This window comes from Caulobacter sp. GSs2 (assembly GCF_058680895.1).
Map to the genome: position 1 here is coordinate 85,172 of NZ_JBZWJL010000002.1, position 15,247 is coordinate 100,418.

Here is a 15,247-nt window from a genome sequence, read left to right on the forward strand (position 1 = left end):
GTGGGCGACCAGAGCGTCGCACCTTGGAGACATCCGATGACCACCAAGACCACCTCCACCGTCCTGGCGATGATCGCCGCAGGCGGCCTGATGCTCGCCGCTTCCCAGGCCGCCGCCCACGCCAAGCTGGTCAGCGCCAATCCAGCGCCCGACACCACGGTCGCCGCCCCCAAGGCGATCAGCCTGAAATTCAGCGAGAAGCTCGAAGCCAAGTTCTCCAGCTTCGAAATCGCCAAAGCCTCGGGCGGCGCCGTGCCGGTCAAGATCAAGGTCGCCATGGGCGGGATGGTCATCGACGGCGCCCTGGCCGCGCCGCTGGCGCCCGGCGCCTACAAGGTCAGCTGGCGCGTGGTCACCGCCGACGCCCATCGCATCAACGGCACCTACAGCTTCACGGTCCGTTAGGACGATGATCGAGTCGCTTGTCGTTCTGGCGCGCCTTGTCCAGTATGCCGGGGCGGCGATGCTGTTTGGCGCGCCGCTCTTCTACCTCTACGGCCTGCCCGCCGATGGCCCCTGCGCGGCGCGAACCAGCGCCGGGACGAAGGGACTGGTCGTGGTCGCCGGCCTACTGACGGCGACCGGTTGCGGCCTGGCGCTGCTGGCCCAGACGGCAATGATGACCGGCGCGCTTGCCGGCGCCCTCGACCCGGAGGCTCTAGTCATGGTGGCGACCGGCACCCAGTTCGGTGTCTCGGTCATGACCCGCGCGACCGCGAGCCTGGCGGCCTTGGCGGTCGCCGCGACCTTGCATCCCTCGACCAATCTCTGGCGCGCCAGCGCCGGGCTGGGTGCTGTAGCCCTGGCCACCTTCGCCTGGAGCGGACACGGCGCTGACGGCGAAGGGGCGGCGGGCCTCTTCAAGCTGGCCGCCGACATCCTCCACCTCCTCGCCGCCGGGGTCTGGCTGGGCGCTTTGGCCGCCCTGCTCCTCCTGGTTCTCAGCGTGCGCCGGGCGCAGGCCGCCGCCCTGCAAGCGCTTTACGGGGCGCTGGAGGGATTTTCCGGCGTCGGCTCCTTGGTCGTAGCCACGCTGGTGCTGACCGGCCTCATCAGCAGCTGGTTCCTGGTGGGACCTACTCATATCCTCGATATGGCTTCGACTACCTGGGGAGCCGTGCTCCTGGCCAAGCTCTGTGTCTTCGCACTGATGTTGGGCCTGGCCGCGCTCAACCGCTTCGTGCTGACGCCGCGACTGCAGCGGGCGCTCGCCAGCCTGGATCCCGCCTCAGCGCTAGTGGCCCTGCGGAGAAGCCTGCTGGTGGAATCGGCCGCCGGCTTCTCGGTTCTGATCCTGGTCAGTTGGCTTGGAACGCTCGCCCCACCAGCGTCGCTCTGACCGCGGCGGGAAGGTTCTTCCACCGTCAATGCCCGTGAAGGCCTTCATCGATCCTAGGTTGGGGCTCTCCCAGCTCGGGTCCAGCATTACTTCGTTGATCGTGCGCCCCGCATCGAGCGCTTTCGAAAAGGACCTTAGGTTCTGAGCGTGTGAGGGGGCGGCCCGACCGGGCGCGTATCCCCTTGAGCGCGCTTCTTTGAGAGACCCCTTGATGCATGTTTGGTGCTTCCACGAAAGGAAAATCCGGGCGGATGCACGCTGGCCGGCGAGGACCTCATGCACCCGAACAGTTTGCAGCCTGCACAGCGCCAATCGACCGCAGAACCCTTGCCCACCCAAGCGACTTGACCGTTCGCGGAGATCGACATGAACGCCCGCGACGGGAACGCCGGCGCAAGCTTGGAGGAAGCAATTCTTGCAGCCTTGATGCTGCGCCAGGCGAGCGGGTACGCCCTCGTGTTGCTCGATCCCGCAGGCATCATCATCGATCTGAATGACGCGACGGGGGTGGTGGGGTGTTGGCCTCGGGAGCAAGTGCGCGGGCATTCCCACGCGCTCTTCTACTCGCCCGACGAAATTGTGGAGGGACGCCCTGCCGCCGATCTGTCCGATGCGGCGCGAGACGGCGTCCTGGAACGCGACGCGTGGCGCGTGTGTCACGACGGCTCCGAGTATCTTGCGCGGCTCACGATAAATCCGCTGTGGGAGGACAGCGACGTTCTCCGGGGCTTCGGCTGCATCGTTCGCGACATCACGGAGGATGCAGCCATCCGAGGCGCGATCAAGGCTCGGGAGCAACATCTGCAGTCCATTCTCGCCACTGTTCCCGACGCCATGATCATCATCGACGAGCGTGGCACGATCAACTCGTTCAGCGCCGCAGCCGAACACCTCTTTGGCTACATGGAGAGCGAGCTGCTGGGCAAGAACGTCTCCTGTCTGATGCCGCAGCCGGACAGGGCGCGTCATGATCAGTATATCGTGCATTATCTTGACACAGGTGAGCGTCGCGTCATCGGCACCGGTCGCATCGTCGTCGGCCTACGCCGCGACGGAACGACATTCCCCATGGAACTGTCGGTTGGCGAAGCTGGCGAGCATGGAAGCCGGATCTTCACCGGCTTCATTCGCGACCTGACCGCAAGGGAACGTGACGAATTGCGGCTCAAGGAGCTACAGGCCGAGCTCGTGCATGTCTCCCGTCTAAGCGCCATGGGAACGATGGCGGCCACCCTCGCCCATGAGCTCAACCAGCCTCTAACAGCGGTGGCCAACTATCTCGAGACCCTCCGCGATTTGCTGGCGGAGAACGGAGCGATCGACCGATCCACACTTCGCGAAGCGCTCGGGGAGGCGGCGAGCGAGACGCTGCGCGCGGGCTATATCGTCCGACGCCTTCGTGATTTCGTCGCGCGCGGCGACGTGGACCAAAGCATCGAGGATATGCCGCAGCTGATCGAGGACGCTGCAAAGCTCGCCTTGGTGGGCGCCCGTGAGCGTGGCGTTCAGAGTCTGTTCAGGTTCGACCCAAGGGCGACGTCGACCCTCGTGGATCGGGTGCAGATCCAACAGGTTCTGGTGAATCTGATGCGCAACGCCGTTGAGGCCATGACCGCCTCGGAGGTGCGCGAACTGACCGTATCGACCTTGCTTCGGTCCGACGGCTTGATCGAGACGTCTGTCGAGGACACCGGGCCGGGCATCGCTACTGAGATCCTTCCGCGGCTTTTCGAGGCCTTCGTCAGCAGCAAGGCCGAGGGCATGGGGCTGGGCCTCTCGATCTGCCGAACCATCATCGAAGCGCATGGCGGTCGCATCTGGGCCGACGCCCTGCCGGGCGGCGGAACAGCCTTCCGGTTCACACTTATACAGGCGCGGGTGGAGGAAAAGCATGGGGGATAAGCGCGTTGTGCATCTCGTCGATGACGAAGAGGCGATCCGAAAGTCATTGGGGTTCATGCTGCGAACGTCTGGGTATCTCGTCCAGGCCTATGCTTCCGGGACCGAATTCCTCCAGGTCGCGCGCGGCGCCGAACCAGGCTGCGTGCTCCTCGATGTTCGAATGCCTGATATGGACGGGCTTCAGGTTCAAGCTGAGATGTCGAGCCGCGGTGTCAATATGCCGGTGGTGGTGTTCACCGGTCACGGCGATATCTCGATCGCCATGCAGGCGATGAAGGCCGGCGCCATCGATTTCCTCGAAAAGCCGTTCGAGAAGGCAGCCTTGCTGGAGGCGATCGTGCGGTCGTTCGCGCGCCTTGAGCGCGCGGACGTCAGGGCGACCGAGGAGAGGGAAGCCCTGGTGCGTGTCGCAGCCTTGACGCCGCGCGAACAGGAAGTGCTGGAGGGCCTTGCACAGGGATTCCCAAACAAGACCATCGCCTATGATCTGGGCGTGTCCTCGCGCACGGTCGAGGTGCATCGGGCCAGCCTGATGACCAAGCTCGGCGTCCACACCCTGTCCGACGCATTGAGGATAGCCTTCGCCGCCGGCATGGGACGCAGCGAGAAGCGCTAGGACCTTTACGTAGAGGCGCAGCGCCGCGCGTCTGAGAGGGTGGGTTGACCCCATCTGCGCAAGCGCGAGCCAACCATGCCTCCAAATCGTGGCGATCCAGCCCAGCAGCGCTTCACGATCCTGCTGTCGGATGACGACCACACTGTCCGCCGGTCGATCCAGCTGATGCTGCGGTCCCGCGGGCACCACGTGCGCGGGTATACCAGCGCAAGCGCTGTTCTGGCCGACCCCCAGGCAATGCGCGGCGATTGCCTGATCGTCGACTACCGCATGCCCGACATTGACGGCCTGACGCTTCTGGCGGGCCTCAGGCACAAAGGCTGGGAAGGCAGCGCCATCCTGATCTCGGCCTATCACGACCGAAAATTGGAACAGCGGGCGCGGCGGGCCGGCTTTGACGATGTGATCGCCAAGCCGCTTCTCTACAGGGCCCTGCTCGAAGCCGTCGCCCGACACCAGCAAGCTCACGATCGTGCGGATCGCCCGGACCGCGCAGCATCCGATAACGCCCAGCCTGCGGTCGGCGACGAGCACGGCCGTCATACTGCAGGATGCGTCAGCCCATGCAGTGACGGACCAAGCCATGGCGGCGGCGACTTCGAGGAGCCGCCGGCCTAATCGCTGATCAGTGGGTCACGACCTGGGCCAAGCCGTGGCGAACGCCGCCAAGGCGGCGACCGAACGCCAAGACCTCACCACCAGAGCCGCACGCCGGCGACGATACGGCGTTCGGTCACCGGCCCGCCGTCGGCGCGCCGAATGTCGGCCGTGCCGTCAAACGCCTGCTCCCAGACAAACCCGACATAGGGCGCAAGCTTGCGGCTGAACTCGTAGCGAAGACGTCCGCTCAATTCCACATTGCTCAGGCCACCGCCCAAGGCGCGGTCGCGCGAAGCTTTGCTGTAGAGGTTGGATTCAACTTGCGGCGAAAAGATCAGGCGATTGGTGAGTAGGACGTCGCGGGAAGCCTTCACGCGTGCGGCGATTCGGCCATCGTCGCCGACATAGCCGGTTAGCTGCACATCGAACCAATTGGGCGCCAGGCCTTCCACGCCGACGGCGAGCCAAGTGGTCGCCCCCTTGCCGATATCTTGACGAAAGCCCAAGACCGTTCCCCAGAACGGCGCCTTGCTGTGCCACCATAGCGCCTCAGCGCTGGTTTCAGGATCGAGCCTCTCCCCAGAGGTCTTCAGGCCTTGGCTGCGGATCCAAAGCTTGTCGTTGTCCTGGCCCTTGGTGACGAGAAACGACCAACTGCCGCCCTGGCCTTCGTTGCCGGAGAAGACCTCCAGTTCCTCCACCAACACCTTCGGCACCGACAGCTTGTCCGCCATTTCATAGTTGGCGAGCGTCGAATTTCGATAGCCATCCGCATAGTCGTCGCTATTGCGCGCGTTGGCTGGCGCAGTCCCCCCCTGCATCGCGCCCATGTCCATCGGCGGGCTCTGGGCGGACGTGGGGGCCTCCATGCCAGGCATCGCCATGGCGCTGTGATCGTGCGCGTTCGTCGGGCGCTCGGGGGGCTGACCCGTCGCCGCCTGAGCGAAGACCGCCGTGGGAACGGCGATGGCGCAGGCCAAGCCAAGGGCGATCATGGGGAAGGTGCGAGGCATTTTCATGCGACCACCACCTCGCGGAACATGCCGGCGGCCATGTGGTAGAGCAGATGGCAATGAAACGCCCATCGTCCCATCGCGTCGGCCGTGACACGGAAGCTGACCCGCTGCGCCGGCTGGACGGCGATTGTGTGCTTGCGAACCTGAAATTCGCCGCCCGGCGTCTCAAGGTCGCTCCACATGCCATGCAGGTGCATGGGGTGGCTCATCATCGTGTCGTTCACCAGGATAATCCTCAGCCGCTCGTTTGGCCGGAAATGCAAGGGCTTGGAATCGTTCAACTTGACGCCGTCCAGGGTCCAGACAAAGCGCTCCATATTGCCCGTGAGATGAAGTTCGATTTCGCGCTCGGGCTCGCGTGGATCAGGATCGGGTCCAGTCGACTTTAGGTCGGCATAGGTCAGGACCCGCCATGTTCGGTCGCGTAGGCCGGCCCCGGGGTCGTCGAGCGTGGTGCGGGGATAGTCGACGCGCATGTCGGTGTTGGCGCCATACTCGGTCCTGGCGTGCCGCGCCTTGGGCGGCGTCTCCATAATTCCATGTCCGCCGGCCGGCATGTCCATGGTCGCTATGGCGCCCATCATGTCGACCGGATCCAGCCAGGGCCTCGGGTCCAGCGTCGGTACGTCCCCGACCATCGCCATGCGGGGCGCGATCGTGCCGCGCGCGTGGCCCGTGCGATCCATCGATTGCGCGAAAATCGTGTAGGCCCGATCCTCCGGCATGGTGAAAACAACATCGTAGGTCTCACCCGGACCGATGCGGAATTCGTTGACGGTAACCGGCTGCACAGGCTGCCCGTCCGTCGCGACGACCGTCAACGGAAGACCGGGAACCCTGATGTCGAAGAATGTCGCCGTGCCCGCCCCGATGAAGCGAAGCCTCACCTTCTCGCCCGGCAGAGCAATGGCCGTCCAGTTTTGGGCCGGCGCGGCGCCGTTCAGCAAATAGGTGTAGGTCGCCGCCGAAATGTCGCTGTAGTCCGTCGGGTTCATGCGAGCGCGACTCCATATGCGTCGTCGCTCGAGCGCCTGCTCCAGGCCCAGAACCTTGACGTCCTTGAGAAAATCGCCTGCGGTCGGCTGCGCGAAATTGTAGTAGCTGCTCTGCTTCTTCAGATTGAGAAAGACCTGCAGCGGCGCTTCGTCCGTCCAGTCGCTGAGCATGACCACATGGTCCCGCTGCACCGTCTTGTCGGGATCGGACCCTGCGGGAGGGTCGATGATGATTGCGCCGAACAACCCCGTCTGCTCGGCGAGGGTGTGGGCGTGGTACCAGTAGGTGCCGCGTTGTCGGACTTTGAAGCTGTAGGTGAAGGTCTCACCCGGGGCGATCCCGCCGAAGCTGATCCCAGGGACCCCATCCATCTCGGCGGGCACGATCAACCCGTGCCAATGTATGCTGGTCATTTCATCGAGCCGATTGGTGACCCGGATGGTGACCACGTCGCCTTCGCGGAAGCGGAGAACCGGACCTGGGACGACGCCGTTCACGGCGGTCGCAAAGCGGGCCTTCCCGCTGTAGTTGACCGCGATCTTGCTGATCTCCAGATCGAATTTCACCCCCTTGAGTTCGGTCGTCGCGGCCTGAGGCGAGGCGGCCCAGGCATGGTTCCCGAGGAGCGCCAGCGATGCCCCCATCGCGAGGCTGCGAGCAAATTGGCGCCGCCCCAATGGGAAGGCGAACGGGCTGGTGGGTGGCATCGCGGTCTCTTTCAATCGGGTGGTGAGGTGACGATCGGCGTGAAGGTCACGCACGGGCGAACGGCCTTGAGCCGATCAGCTCAGGTCGAGCACGACCCGCCCTTCGATTTCGCCTCGGCGCATGCGGTCGAAGACCTGGTTGACGTTCTCCAGCCGATCCGTGGAGACGGTGGCGTGGACCTTGCCCTCGCCCGCGAAGCCCAAGGCCTCCTGTAGGTCGAGCCGGGTGCCGACGATGGAACCGCGGATGGTGATGCCGTTGAGCACGGTGTCGAAGATGGACAGCGGGAAATCGCCGGGTGGAAGCCCGTTGAGGACGACCGTGCCGCCTCTGCGGACGAGGCCCAACGCCTGGGCGAAGGCCTTTGGCGATACGGCCGTCACCAGAACGCCGTGCGCGCCGCCGATTTCCTTCTTGATCACCGCGACCGGGTCGTCGTGAAGCGCGTTGACCGTCAAGCTCGCGCCAAGCCGCGCGGCCAGGGCAAGCTTCTGGTCATCGATATCGACGGCGGCGACGTTGAACCCCATCGCCTTGGCATACTGGACGGCCATATGCCCAAGACCGCCGATGCCGGAGATCGCAACCCAGTCGCCCGGCTTGGCCTCCGTCATCTTGAAGCCCTTGTAGACCGTGACCCCGGCGCACAGCACGGGCGCAATCTCCACGAAGCCGACATTGTCGGGCAGGTGGCCGACGTAATTCGGGTCGGCGATCACATAGCCGGCGAAGCTGCCGTTCACCGCGTACCCGGTGTTTTGCTGGGTTTCGCAGAGGGTCTCCCACCCGCCGAGGCAATGGACGCAGTGTCCGCAAGCGGAGTAGAGCCACGGCACGCCGACCCGGTCCCCTTCCCGGGCGTGCTTGACGCCGGCGCCGACGGCGACGACATGGCCAACACCCTCATGGCCTGGGATGAAGGGTGGATTGGGCTTGACCGGCCAATCGCCTTCGGCGGCATGCAGATCAGTATGGCACACACCGGCCGCGGCGATCTTGACCAGAATCTGGCCGGGCCCCACCTCTGGCACCCGGACTTCCTCGATCACGAGCGGTTGGCCGAAGGCGCGGACCACGGCCGCCTTCATCGTCTTTTCCATGCGGCTAATCCTTGCTCCAGGCGATCAGAACAGACCGAGGGCCTTCTCGTCGTAGGAGACGAGGAGGTTCTTGGTTTGCTGATAGTGATCCAGCATCATCTTGTGGTTCTCGCGCCCGAAGCCCGAGGCCTTGTAGCCGCCAAAGGCGGCGTGGGCCGGATAGACGTGATAGCAGTTGGTCCAGACGCGCCCGGCCTGCAGGGCGCGCCCCAGGCGGTAGGCGTTATTGCCGTTTCGCGACCAGACGCCGGCGCCCAGACCGTAGGGCGTATCGTTTGCGAGCGTGATCGCCTCTTCGAGGCTGCTGAAGCGGGTCACGGAGAGAACGGGCCCGAATATTTCTTCCTGGAAGATCCGCATGAGGTTCTCGCCCACGAACACGGTCGGTTCGACAAAGTAGCCTTGGTCGAGCTCGCCGCCGGGAAAGGCCCGGCCGCCGCCAATCAGGCATTCGGCGCCTTCGGCTTTGCCGACCTCGATATAGCCGAGGATCTTGCGCAGTTGGTCTTCCGACGCCTGGGCGCCGATCTGGGTGGCGGGGTCGAGCGGATCGCCCTGCCGAATGGCGGCGACCCGCGCCAGCGCCTTTTCCATAAACCGGTCGAAGATCGATTCATGGACAAGGGCGCGCGACGGGCAGGTGCAGACCTCCCCCTTGTTGAAGGCGAACAGCGCAAAGCCCTCAAGCGCCTTGTCGAGGAAGGCGTCGTCCGCATCCATGACGTCGGGCATGAAGATATTGGCGGACTTGCCGCCGAGCTCCATCGTCTGGGGGATCAGGTGATCGGCGGCGTAGTGCATGATCTGCCGCCCCGTCGTCGTCTCCCCGGTGAAGGAGATCTTGGCGATCCGCGGGTTCTCGGCGATCGCCCGACCGACCGTCGCGCCTGGACCCGTGAGGACATTGAGTACGCCGGGCGGAAGAATGTCAGCCGTCAGCTGGGCGAAGAGCAGGAGTGTGAGCGGCGTCTGCGACGCCGGTTTGATGATGGTGCAGTTTCCCGCCGCCAGGGCCGGCGCGATCTTCCAGGCCGCCATGAGCAATGGGAAGTTCCACGGAATGATCTGGCCGACGACGCCTAGCGGCTCGCGGAAATGATAGGCGATCGTGTTCTCGTCGATGGTCGAGATCGCGCCTTCCTCGGCGCGGATGCAGCCGGCGAAATAGCGAAAATGGTCGATCGCAAGCGGCACATCCGCAGCGCGCGTCTCGCGAATGGGCTTGCCGTTGTCGAGGGTCTCGGCGAGGGCGAAGAGTTCGAGATTGTCCTCAAGCCGGTCGGCGATGCGGTTGAGCATTCGGGCGCGAACCGATGGCGAGAGGCGCGCCCAGGCGTCCTTAGCGCCGTACGCCGCGTCGAGGGCGAGCTCGAGGTCTTCAGCACCTGAGGCGGCAAAGACGGCGATCACGCGACCGTTGATCGGACTATGATCGATAAAGGTGGCCCCGCCCAACGGGGCGACCCAGCGCCCGCCAATCCAGTTGTCGAACCTGTCTCGGAAGAGCGCCGAGGCCTTGACGGTGTCTATCGCCTGATCGAACATTTTTCGCTCCTCGACTTGCAAGTTGCGAGGGTATCGACCGCCTAATGTTCAGGTGAATACGTAGATTTCACATCAGTATTGATGAGCGCCAAAGTAAAAAGGCCCACCTTCCAGCGTCGGAGGCGGGCCTTAATTTGTGCCTTGGTCGGGCGATTTACATGTCGTCTTTCATGGGCATCGGGGCATCGGCGGGCTTGTCGGCAGCCATGGCGGGCGCCTTCTTGTCCTTGCAACAGCCCATCGTCATGCCTGCGGCCGCTGGCGCATCCTTCTTGGTGGGCATCGCGGCCATGCCCGTCGCGTGATCCTTCATCATTTGGTCGTGCATCGCCTGGCCGCCGTGCTGCATGCCTTGCTGATGCTGCTGGCTGGACGTGGCCTTGGGCGCCGCCGCCGCGGGTTTCGCCGGAGCCGCCATTTTCATGTCGTCTTCGGCAGAGGCGCCCGACGCCAGGGTCAGGACGCCGAGGGCTGCGAGCAGGAAGGTCGTCTTGCGCATTGGAGATCTCCAAAAGTTTGAGCGGCTTAATGGCTGCCCGTGCGGTCGTCGCCCTCGGATCAGCTTGCGCTGACAATGCGCAGCGGCACGACCCGCCCCTATACGTGAAGTTCACATGGGCGATGCCGCCAAGGAGCGCCGGCAGATCGACAGGCCGAAAGGCCCTCGTCGACTTGGAACCCTCACGTGATCCGCCGTTCAATGAGGGCTCGGCGCCATCATGGCGCAACTGGCGGCGCAGTCGCGGCAGCTTGTGGCGCATCGCTGCAGTTGCGCGTCGTCGAAGCCGGCGCAATCCTTCGCGCAAGCCTCGCAGGCTTTCGCGCAGGCATCGCAAAACACGGCATGAATCGGCGATCCGCGCATCATGGAGGTCGCGGTCGCCTGGCAGAGCTCGGCGCAGTCCAAGAGCAGGGCGATATGGGCCGGAGCCGCCTGGGCTCCGCCCTTCTGGCTGTATCGAGATGTCTCCACGCACAGGCGATGGGTGGCGACGCACGCATCGATGCAGGCCTGTGGGGACATGCCCGGCCCCATCGGGCCTGAGCCCATGGCCATGGGCTGGGCGCGGGCGACGCCGGCGCCGAGCCCGGCGACCGCCTGGCTGGAGTTGAGGATGTTGCGACGGTGCATGGTCTGGCGAGCATCTCCTTGGTGATGGGCCCTTCGGTCCCATGCCAGACCGTGCCGGGCGCCCGCTGCATGGCGGCGAAGACGTGCAGGTTCTGGTGGCGCCGTTCGAGACACTCGATTTCCTCGCGGAAGACGAATTCCTCGGTGGACCGCGCCCCATAGAGAAAGAAGATGTCACCCGGCCATGGCGTGTCGGTGGGATACCGCAGGACAGACATCATCGGCGTGATCCCGACGCCGCCCGCGATGAGGACGATGCTGTCGGCGTCGGTCCCCACGAAGGTGAAGGCGCCGAAAGGGCCGGAGACATTGACCAGGTCTCCGATCTTCACATGATAATGTAGAAACCTCGAAATAGCGCCTTGCTCTTCGCGCTTTACGGAAAGCTCGACAAAGCGCGCTGCGTCGGTGAAGAGGCGATCGTGTAGGACCTGCGCGCCTGTTTGCCAGGTCAGCTTCCACCTCGACCTGCAGAAACTGCCCGGGAAGGAAGTCGAAAGGCAGCCGATCGGCGGAAGGATCGGCGAAAGCGGAATGTCAGGATGGTGGGCGTCTCGCGGATGATCTGCACCACGCGGAGCTAACCCTTCCAGCTGGTCGGCTTTCGCAATGCCGCTCCGGCTGGACTCGGGGCGTTGCTCAAGGCCATCGCGCCCTAGGCTTTTAGGGTGTCGGGGGCGGCTGCAGCCGGCGGAGCCGGCGGCCCAACTCTTCGGTCGTTTCCGGCTGGGACAGAACCGGGAGTTCCGGAAGCCGTTGCGGACGTCGGCCCACCCGCAACGAGCTTGCGGATGCGTTGCAGACCGAAGAGCTGAAGGCCAATGAGGCTGGCGCTCACGAGCGCGATAAACAGCATCAGGAGCAGATGGGACGGCGAAATCCCAAACGGATGGGCGGCGTGCTCACCCGACAGGATGGTTCCGACCGAAAGCTGCGTGGGAACCAGTTGGTCGCGACGGCTGGTCCCGAGGTCTCGCCTTCGAGGGCGCTCTTGCCGGCTGCGCCGCTGGCGTAGAGATCGGAGCCCTCCCGAAGCTTCCGGGCGATCGCGGCCCGCTCATCCAGGCTTTCGGCCTGCATCGCCTCGGCGGAACCCTCGGCCGCCAGGACCATCCCGCGATACGCCCGAGCGTCGGCCTCAAGCGCAAGCGCTTGGCGGGCCTTGGGTGAGAGGCTGGGCAGGCCGAGCAGCCGCGAAAAAAGAAAAGAACGGACCATTGTACTGGCCCGGCCCGCAACAACCCGCCTGCTTCTCCATCTTCTCCATCTTCTCCATCATGGCGGCGGCTGGCGCGAGGCTGGTTTGCATCGTATCCGGCGGCGCTTGGGCGGCGGCGTGATGCGCGGCGTGCTCGTCGGCGTCTTGCGCAGCACCGCGCAACACGGGCGACGTCATCAGCAGCGCCACCGGCAGGAGAGCACGGTCGAAAGCTGTTTGGGCATCCCCCTCTCCGCCGCGGCTTACATGTCTTTCATTGGCGCGGGCGGACTGTCCGCCGGCGGAGCGGCGTCCGGCTTCGAGCTTCCGGCCCGCATCTGGGCATGGTCCATCGCCTGCTGATGGTGGCGTTCCATGGCCTCCATGTCGCTCTCGGGGCGGTCGCCCGTCGCCGCATCGGCGGCGGGGGGCGTCGCCGGGATCGGAGCGGCTGCGGCGGGCGCGCCGCTGCTGGCGGCGGTCGAGGTGGTCGAGGCGGCCGGCGCCGTCGCGCCGCCGGCGGCGTTGTCGCGATTGCATCCGCCGAGCGCCAGCGCGGCCATGACAGCGACGCCGCCGAGCAGTTTGAAATGCAGGTTGCGGTCGGTTCTCATTGGTAGGATTCCTTTCCTGGGCATGGACGGCTCTACCGGACCCGCCGCGCGGGTCCGGTAGAGCCGGTTATTGCGACGACTTCAGAATTTGACGGCAGCGGTCGTGCGACAGGTTCATGGGGTTGGGACCTTGGCCCTTCATCTCCGCATGGTCGTGTCGGGCGGCCAGGCCCATGTCGCCTTCCATCGCACGACAACTGGCGATCTGACTTTCGGTCGGCGGAGTCGTCGCGCACGCGCTGAGAAGCGTGGCGATAGAGAGGGCGGCAAGCGTGAAGGTCTTCATGGTCGCTCCTTTAATGTTGGGGGCACAGTGCCCCTCGGGTCATTTGGTCTGGTCTTGCGAGGCCGGCGCGCTGGGTCTGGCCGAGATGAAACTCAGGATGGGGCAGTCGCTGGCCGGGGCCTCGCCCGGACACGCCGCCGCGAGGCTCTCGAGGATCGTCCTGATCCGGTTGAGCTCATTGACGCGCGTCTGCGCCTGGCGAATCTTGTCGCGCGTCATTGCGAGCACGGCCGAAGCCTGGGCGGTATCCGAGGCCTGGAGGGCGAGAAGCTCCCCGGTTTCGGCGAGCGTGAAGCCCAGATCTTGGCCCGAGCGGATGAATTTGAGTCGGAGTAGGTCGGCGTCGCTATAGAGGCGATAGCCCGCGACCGATCGACCTGGCGCCGGGAAAAGGCCGGTTCGTTCGTAATAGCGGATGGTGTCGCGACTGACGCCGGCGGCGCCGGCGAGGTCGCCGATCTTGAAGAATCCCATGGCATCCGGCCCTTCTGCAGGGTGGACCGTGGTCCAGGGTTAAGCGAGGCATGTGGTCCGCCCGGAAGTTCCCGAACAGACACGCCGCGATGCCCTGGACCGCGAAGGCGGGAGCGGACCGAGCCGCCCCCGATACATCACTAGCGGCGAAGCTCGACGAGGTCGTTCTTGGCCGGCTTGCCGTCGGTGACGCGGGCATGGGCGAAGTGGTCATCGAAGACATGATCGATCGTCACGTGCCCGACGAGATCACGGCGATAGGACGGACCTCCCTTGCCCGGGCCCGGAGCGGCCTTGACGCGATAGACCTCCAGGCTTTGGCCGACCTCGGCCCCATCGGCCTTGCCGATGCAGATCACCGTACCGGTCTTGTCGGTGTCGACGATCGAGCCGCGCATGAAGAAGGTGTGGCCAATGCCCTGGGCGAGGACGGGGGTGGCGGACAGCAGAGCAATGCCGGCCAGAGCAGCGAGAACGGTCTTTTTCACGGTGGTCTCCTTTCAGGTTGAGCGCCGCGAGGGCGCGGAGGGAAGAGCTTGTCTTCGTCACTAGGAGTAAGGTCCAAGGTCCCGGCCCGGCATACGTAGATGCCACACCTCGTATTTGTACGAGGGTCTGTTCAGGGGGCGACGGCGGGCCTCGACCGACCTTCAGGCTGCTTTCGCTGGCGATTGCAGCGCGGCTGGCAACGGGCCGCGACTGCGGGTCAAGCTCCGGGCACGAGCCCGAAATGGTCCGCGGCGTCGCCTATCATCTGCTGCACGCACCGGTGGGCGTATGCCGCCGCCAAGCGAAGCGTGCGTCGGCCGAGGCCCTTGGTGGGCGGCTCGTAGCCGATCCACTCGCGCCACCGGCTAACGTCCTGACCTTCGGGTGAGATCTCGAACCCCATCTTTTATGGTCCCATGGTCAGGAGCCGCAGCCCTTCCGTCGTCAACGCCTGATGACGCCGGCGGGTCGCGGCGCTATGGTGACGCCATGCTGAGACATGCGCTCGCTTTCCTGGCCGCCCTGGCCCTCGCCTTCAGCCCGCTGGCGGTCAACGCCGCCCAGGCCGATTGCGATATGACGGGCATGGACATGAGCGCCATGAGCATGGCCATGCCCGCGGCCGCCACGGCTTCGGACGCCGCCCAGGACCCTTGCTGCGACCATGGCAAGGCGATGTCGGCCAAGGACTGCGCCCGAGCCTGCGCGACCAGTTGCGCCTTGGCTGTCGCCGTGCCGGGTAAGGGCGCGATCGACTATTCCCCGATCGCCTACCGGATCGAGACGCACTGGTCGAACACTAGCGGCCGGACCCATGATCCGGGCCAGGAAGACCCGCCTCCAAGATCGCTGATCTGACGACCGGCCAACCGCCGGTCTGACGCTCCCGCGCCCGCCGTTGTGCGTTATCGCACGCGGTCGAATGGCGCGGTCGCTTGCCCCTTCGCGGGCCTTTCAGATCACGATCTCAAGGAACGACCCCATGACCCTGCGTCACGCCCTCCTGGGCGCCCTGGCCGCCGGCCTGACCTTCGGCGCCTCGGCCGCCCTCGCCGCCACCTTCCCCGCCTGCAGCCATCTGCGCACGGAGGCCCCGCCGTCCAACCCCAAGGATGTCTTTCGCACCGCGGTCCGCGTCTGCGACATGCCGGCCGACTGCGGAATGATGCCCCGCAAGGCTGGCGCGGCGGAGCCCGCCACCGCCTCGCCCCAAGGCTAGGGACCGGCTGAAC

General features: G+C 65.3%; 19 protein-coding genes and 1 pseudogene. 7 read left to right on the forward strand and 13 right to left on the reverse strand.

What is annotated here, in order from left to right; all coding sequences use genetic code 11:
* The first annotated feature begins 36 nt into the window (after positions 1 to 36).
* The 5 genes from copC (at position 37) to ACW17Z_RS19380 (ending at position 4,475) form a co-directional block, all read left to right on the forward strand.
* Entirely contained in the window at positions 37 to 405 is a 369-nt protein-coding gene (gene copC, locus ACW17Z_RS19360) for a copper homeostasis periplasmic binding protein CopC (RefSeq protein ID WP_492058819.1), read from the forward strand.
* A 4-nt stretch (positions 406 to 409) separates the two neighbouring features.
* Entirely contained in the window at positions 410 to 1,339 is a 930-nt protein-coding gene (gene copD, locus ACW17Z_RS19365) for a copper homeostasis membrane protein CopD (protein ID WP_492058821.1), read from the forward strand.
* 366 nt (positions 1,340 to 1,705) lie between these two features.
* A complete protein-coding gene (locus ACW17Z_RS19370) occupies positions 1,706 to 3,241 on the forward strand; it encodes a PAS domain-containing sensor histidine kinase (RefSeq protein WP_492058822.1) in 1,536 nt (511 codons plus the stop codon).
* Positions 3,231 to 3,857: a response regulator transcription factor gene (locus ACW17Z_RS19375; protein WP_492058824.1), complete on the forward strand. Its 627-nt coding sequence runs from the start codon at positions 3,231 to 3,233 to the stop codon at positions 3,855 to 3,857. Before ACW17Z_RS19370 ends, ACW17Z_RS19375 begins: the two co-directional genes overlap by 11 nt.
* A 75-nt stretch (positions 3,858 to 3,932) precedes the next feature.
* Complete coding sequence (locus ACW17Z_RS19380) at positions 3,933 to 4,475, forward strand: response regulator (RefSeq protein WP_492058826.1); 543 nt, start codon at positions 3,933 to 3,935, stop codon at positions 4,473 to 4,475.
* A gap of 74 nt (positions 4,476 to 4,549) precedes the next feature.
* Here ACW17Z_RS19380 and ACW17Z_RS19385 read toward each other — a convergent pair whose 3' ends face one another.
* The 13 genes and pseudogenes from ACW17Z_RS19385 to ACW17Z_RS19445 form a co-directional block, all read right to left on the reverse strand.
* Positions 4,550 to 5,470, reverse strand: a complete 921-nt coding sequence (locus ACW17Z_RS19385; RefSeq protein ID WP_492058839.1) for a copper resistance protein B — start codon at positions 5,468 to 5,470, stop codon at positions 4,550 to 4,552.
* A gap of 2 nt (positions 5,471 to 5,472) precedes the next feature.
* The gene (locus ACW17Z_RS19390) at positions 5,473 to 7,176 is read right to left on the reverse strand and encodes a copper resistance system multicopper oxidase (RefSeq protein ID WP_492058840.1); all 1,704 of its coding nucleotides are present in this window, start codon (positions 7,174 to 7,176) and stop codon (positions 5,473 to 5,475) included.
* Between the two features lie 75 nt (positions 7,177 to 7,251).
* On the reverse strand, positions 7,252 to 8,277 hold the full coding sequence (gene adhP / locus ACW17Z_RS19395; RefSeq protein WP_492058828.1) for an alcohol dehydrogenase AdhP: 1,026 nt from the start codon (positions 8,275 to 8,277) through the stop codon (positions 7,252 to 7,254).
* 24 nt (positions 8,278 to 8,301) lie between these two features.
* The gene (locus ACW17Z_RS19400; RefSeq protein WP_492058829.1) at positions 8,302 to 9,822 is read right to left on the reverse strand and encodes an aldehyde dehydrogenase family protein; all 1,521 of its coding nucleotides are present in this window, start codon (positions 9,820 to 9,822) and stop codon (positions 8,302 to 8,304) included.
* 154 nt (positions 9,823 to 9,976) lie between these two features.
* Positions 9,977 to 10,321: a hypothetical protein gene (locus ACW17Z_RS19405; RefSeq protein ID WP_492058831.1), complete on the reverse strand. Its 345-nt coding sequence runs from the start codon at positions 10,319 to 10,321 to the stop codon at positions 9,977 to 9,979.
* Between the two features lie 198 nt (positions 10,322 to 10,519).
* A complete protein-coding gene (locus ACW17Z_RS19410) occupies positions 10,520 to 10,954 on the reverse strand; it encodes a four-helix bundle copper-binding protein (RefSeq protein ID WP_492058832.1) in 435 nt (144 codons plus the stop codon).
* Positions 10,955 to 11,016: 62 nt separating this feature from the next.
* Positions 11,017 to 11,175 (reverse strand): annotated as a pseudogene (locus ACW17Z_RS19415) (hypothetical protein); the annotation flags it as partial.
* A gap of 634 nt (positions 11,176 to 11,809) precedes the next feature.
* Positions 11,810 to 12,067, reverse strand: coding sequence for a hypothetical protein (locus tag ACW17Z_RS19420; RefSeq protein ID WP_492058590.1), 258 nt, complete (start codon positions 12,065 to 12,067; stop codon positions 11,810 to 11,812).
* Positions 12,068 to 12,092: 25 nt separating this feature from the next.
* Positions 12,093 to 12,350, reverse strand: a complete 258-nt coding sequence (locus tag ACW17Z_RS19425) for a hypothetical protein (RefSeq protein WP_492058592.1) — start codon at positions 12,348 to 12,350, stop codon at positions 12,093 to 12,095.
* A 65-nt stretch (positions 12,351 to 12,415) separates the two neighbouring features.
* Entirely contained in the window at positions 12,416 to 12,766 is a 351-nt protein-coding gene (locus ACW17Z_RS19430; RefSeq protein ID WP_492058593.1) for a hypothetical protein, read from the reverse strand.
* A 67-nt stretch (positions 12,767 to 12,833) separates the two neighbouring features.
* Positions 12,834 to 13,052 carry a hypothetical protein gene (locus ACW17Z_RS19435; RefSeq protein ID WP_492058594.1) on the reverse strand — a complete coding sequence of 73 codons (219 nt, stop codon included), beginning with the start codon at positions 13,050 to 13,052 and terminating at the stop codon, positions 12,834 to 12,836.
* A gap of 39 nt (positions 13,053 to 13,091) precedes the next feature.
* On the reverse strand, positions 13,092 to 13,526 hold the full coding sequence (locus tag ACW17Z_RS19440) for a heavy metal-responsive transcriptional regulator (RefSeq protein ID WP_492058595.1): 435 nt from the start codon (positions 13,524 to 13,526) through the stop codon (positions 13,092 to 13,094).
* Between the two features lie 140 nt (positions 13,527 to 13,666).
* Positions 13,667 to 14,014 (reverse strand): hypothetical protein, encoded by a 348-nt coding sequence (locus ACW17Z_RS19445; RefSeq protein WP_492058596.1) that lies wholly within the window; start codon positions 14,012 to 14,014, stop codon positions 13,667 to 13,669.
* 490 nt (positions 14,015 to 14,504) lie between these two features.
* Between ACW17Z_RS19445 and ACW17Z_RS19450 the strand changes: the two genes are divergently transcribed.
* Together ACW17Z_RS19450 and ACW17Z_RS19455 are read left to right on the forward strand one after the other, a co-directional pair.
* Positions 14,505 to 14,873 (forward strand): hypothetical protein, encoded by a 369-nt coding sequence (locus tag ACW17Z_RS19450; RefSeq protein ID WP_492058597.1) that lies wholly within the window; start codon positions 14,505 to 14,507, stop codon positions 14,871 to 14,873.
* Between the two features lie 124 nt (positions 14,874 to 14,997).
* Positions 14,998 to 15,234 (forward strand): hypothetical protein, encoded by a 237-nt coding sequence (locus ACW17Z_RS19455; RefSeq protein ID WP_492058599.1) that lies wholly within the window; start codon positions 14,998 to 15,000, stop codon positions 15,232 to 15,234.
* The last annotated feature ends 13 nt before the right edge of the window (positions 15,235 to 15,247 follow it).

What these genes read in the sequence shown, in the direction of transcription:
- copC (WP_492058819.1), top strand. Translation starts at nt 37, where the DNA reads ATGACCACCAAGACCACCTCCACCGTCCTGGCGATGATCGCCGCAGGC.
- copD (WP_492058821.1), top strand. Translation starts at nt 410, where the DNA reads ATGATCGAGTCGCTTGTCGTTCTGGCGCGCCTTGTCCAGTATGCCGGG.
- ACW17Z_RS19370 (WP_492058822.1), top strand. Translation starts at nt 1,706, where the DNA reads ATGAACGCCCGCGACGGGAACGCCGGCGCAAGCTTGGAGGAAGCAATT.
- ACW17Z_RS19375 (WP_492058824.1), top strand. Translation starts at nt 3,231, where the DNA reads ATGGGGGATAAGCGCGTTGTGCATCTCGTCGATGACGAAGAGGCGATC.
- ACW17Z_RS19380 (WP_492058826.1), top strand. Translation starts at nt 3,933, where the DNA reads ATGCCTCCAAATCGTGGCGATCCAGCCCAGCAGCGCTTCACGATCCTG.
- ACW17Z_RS19385 (WP_492058839.1), bottom strand. Translation starts at nt 5,470, where the DNA reads ATGCCTCGCACCTTCCCCATGATCGCCCTTGGCTTGGCCTGCGCCATC.
- ACW17Z_RS19390 (WP_492058840.1), bottom strand. Translation starts at nt 7,176, where the DNA reads ATGCCACCCACCAGCCCGTTCGCCTTCCCATTGGGGCGGCGCCAATTT.
- adhP (WP_492058828.1), bottom strand. Translation starts at nt 8,277, where the DNA reads ATGGAAAAGACGATGAAGGCGGCCGTGGTCCGCGCCTTCGGCCAACCG.
- ACW17Z_RS19400 (WP_492058829.1), bottom strand. Translation starts at nt 9,822, where the DNA reads ATGTTCGATCAGGCGATAGACACCGTCAAGGCCTCGGCGCTCTTCCGA.
- ACW17Z_RS19405 (WP_492058831.1), bottom strand. Translation starts at nt 10,321, where the DNA reads ATGCGCAAGACGACCTTCCTGCTCGCAGCCCTCGGCGTCCTGACCCTG.
- ACW17Z_RS19410 (WP_492058832.1), bottom strand. Translation starts at nt 10,954, where the DNA reads ATGCACCGTCGCAACATCCTCAACTCCAGCCAGGCGGTCGCCGGGCTC.
- ACW17Z_RS19420 (WP_492058590.1), bottom strand. Translation starts at nt 12,067, where the DNA reads ATGGTCCTGGCGGCCGAGGGTTCCGCCGAGGCGATGCAGGCCGAAAGC.
- ACW17Z_RS19425 (WP_492058592.1), bottom strand. Translation starts at nt 12,350, where the DNA reads ATGACGTCGCCCGTGTTGCGCGGTGCTGCGCAAGACGCCGACGAGCAC.
- ACW17Z_RS19430 (WP_492058593.1), bottom strand. Translation starts at nt 12,766, where the DNA reads ATGAGAACCGACCGCAACCTGCATTTCAAACTGCTCGGCGGCGTCGCT.
- ACW17Z_RS19435 (WP_492058594.1), bottom strand. Translation starts at nt 13,052, where the DNA reads ATGAAGACCTTCACGCTTGCCGCCCTCTCTATCGCCACGCTTCTCAGC.
- ACW17Z_RS19440 (WP_492058595.1), bottom strand. Translation starts at nt 13,526, where the DNA reads ATGGGATTCTTCAAGATCGGCGACCTCGCCGGCGCCGCCGGCGTCAGT.
- ACW17Z_RS19450 (WP_492058597.1), top strand. Translation starts at nt 14,505, where the DNA reads ATGCTGAGACATGCGCTCGCTTTCCTGGCCGCCCTGGCCCTCGCCTTC.
- ACW17Z_RS19455 (WP_492058599.1), top strand. Translation starts at nt 14,998, where the DNA reads ATGACCCTGCGTCACGCCCTCCTGGGCGCCCTGGCCGCCGGCCTGACC.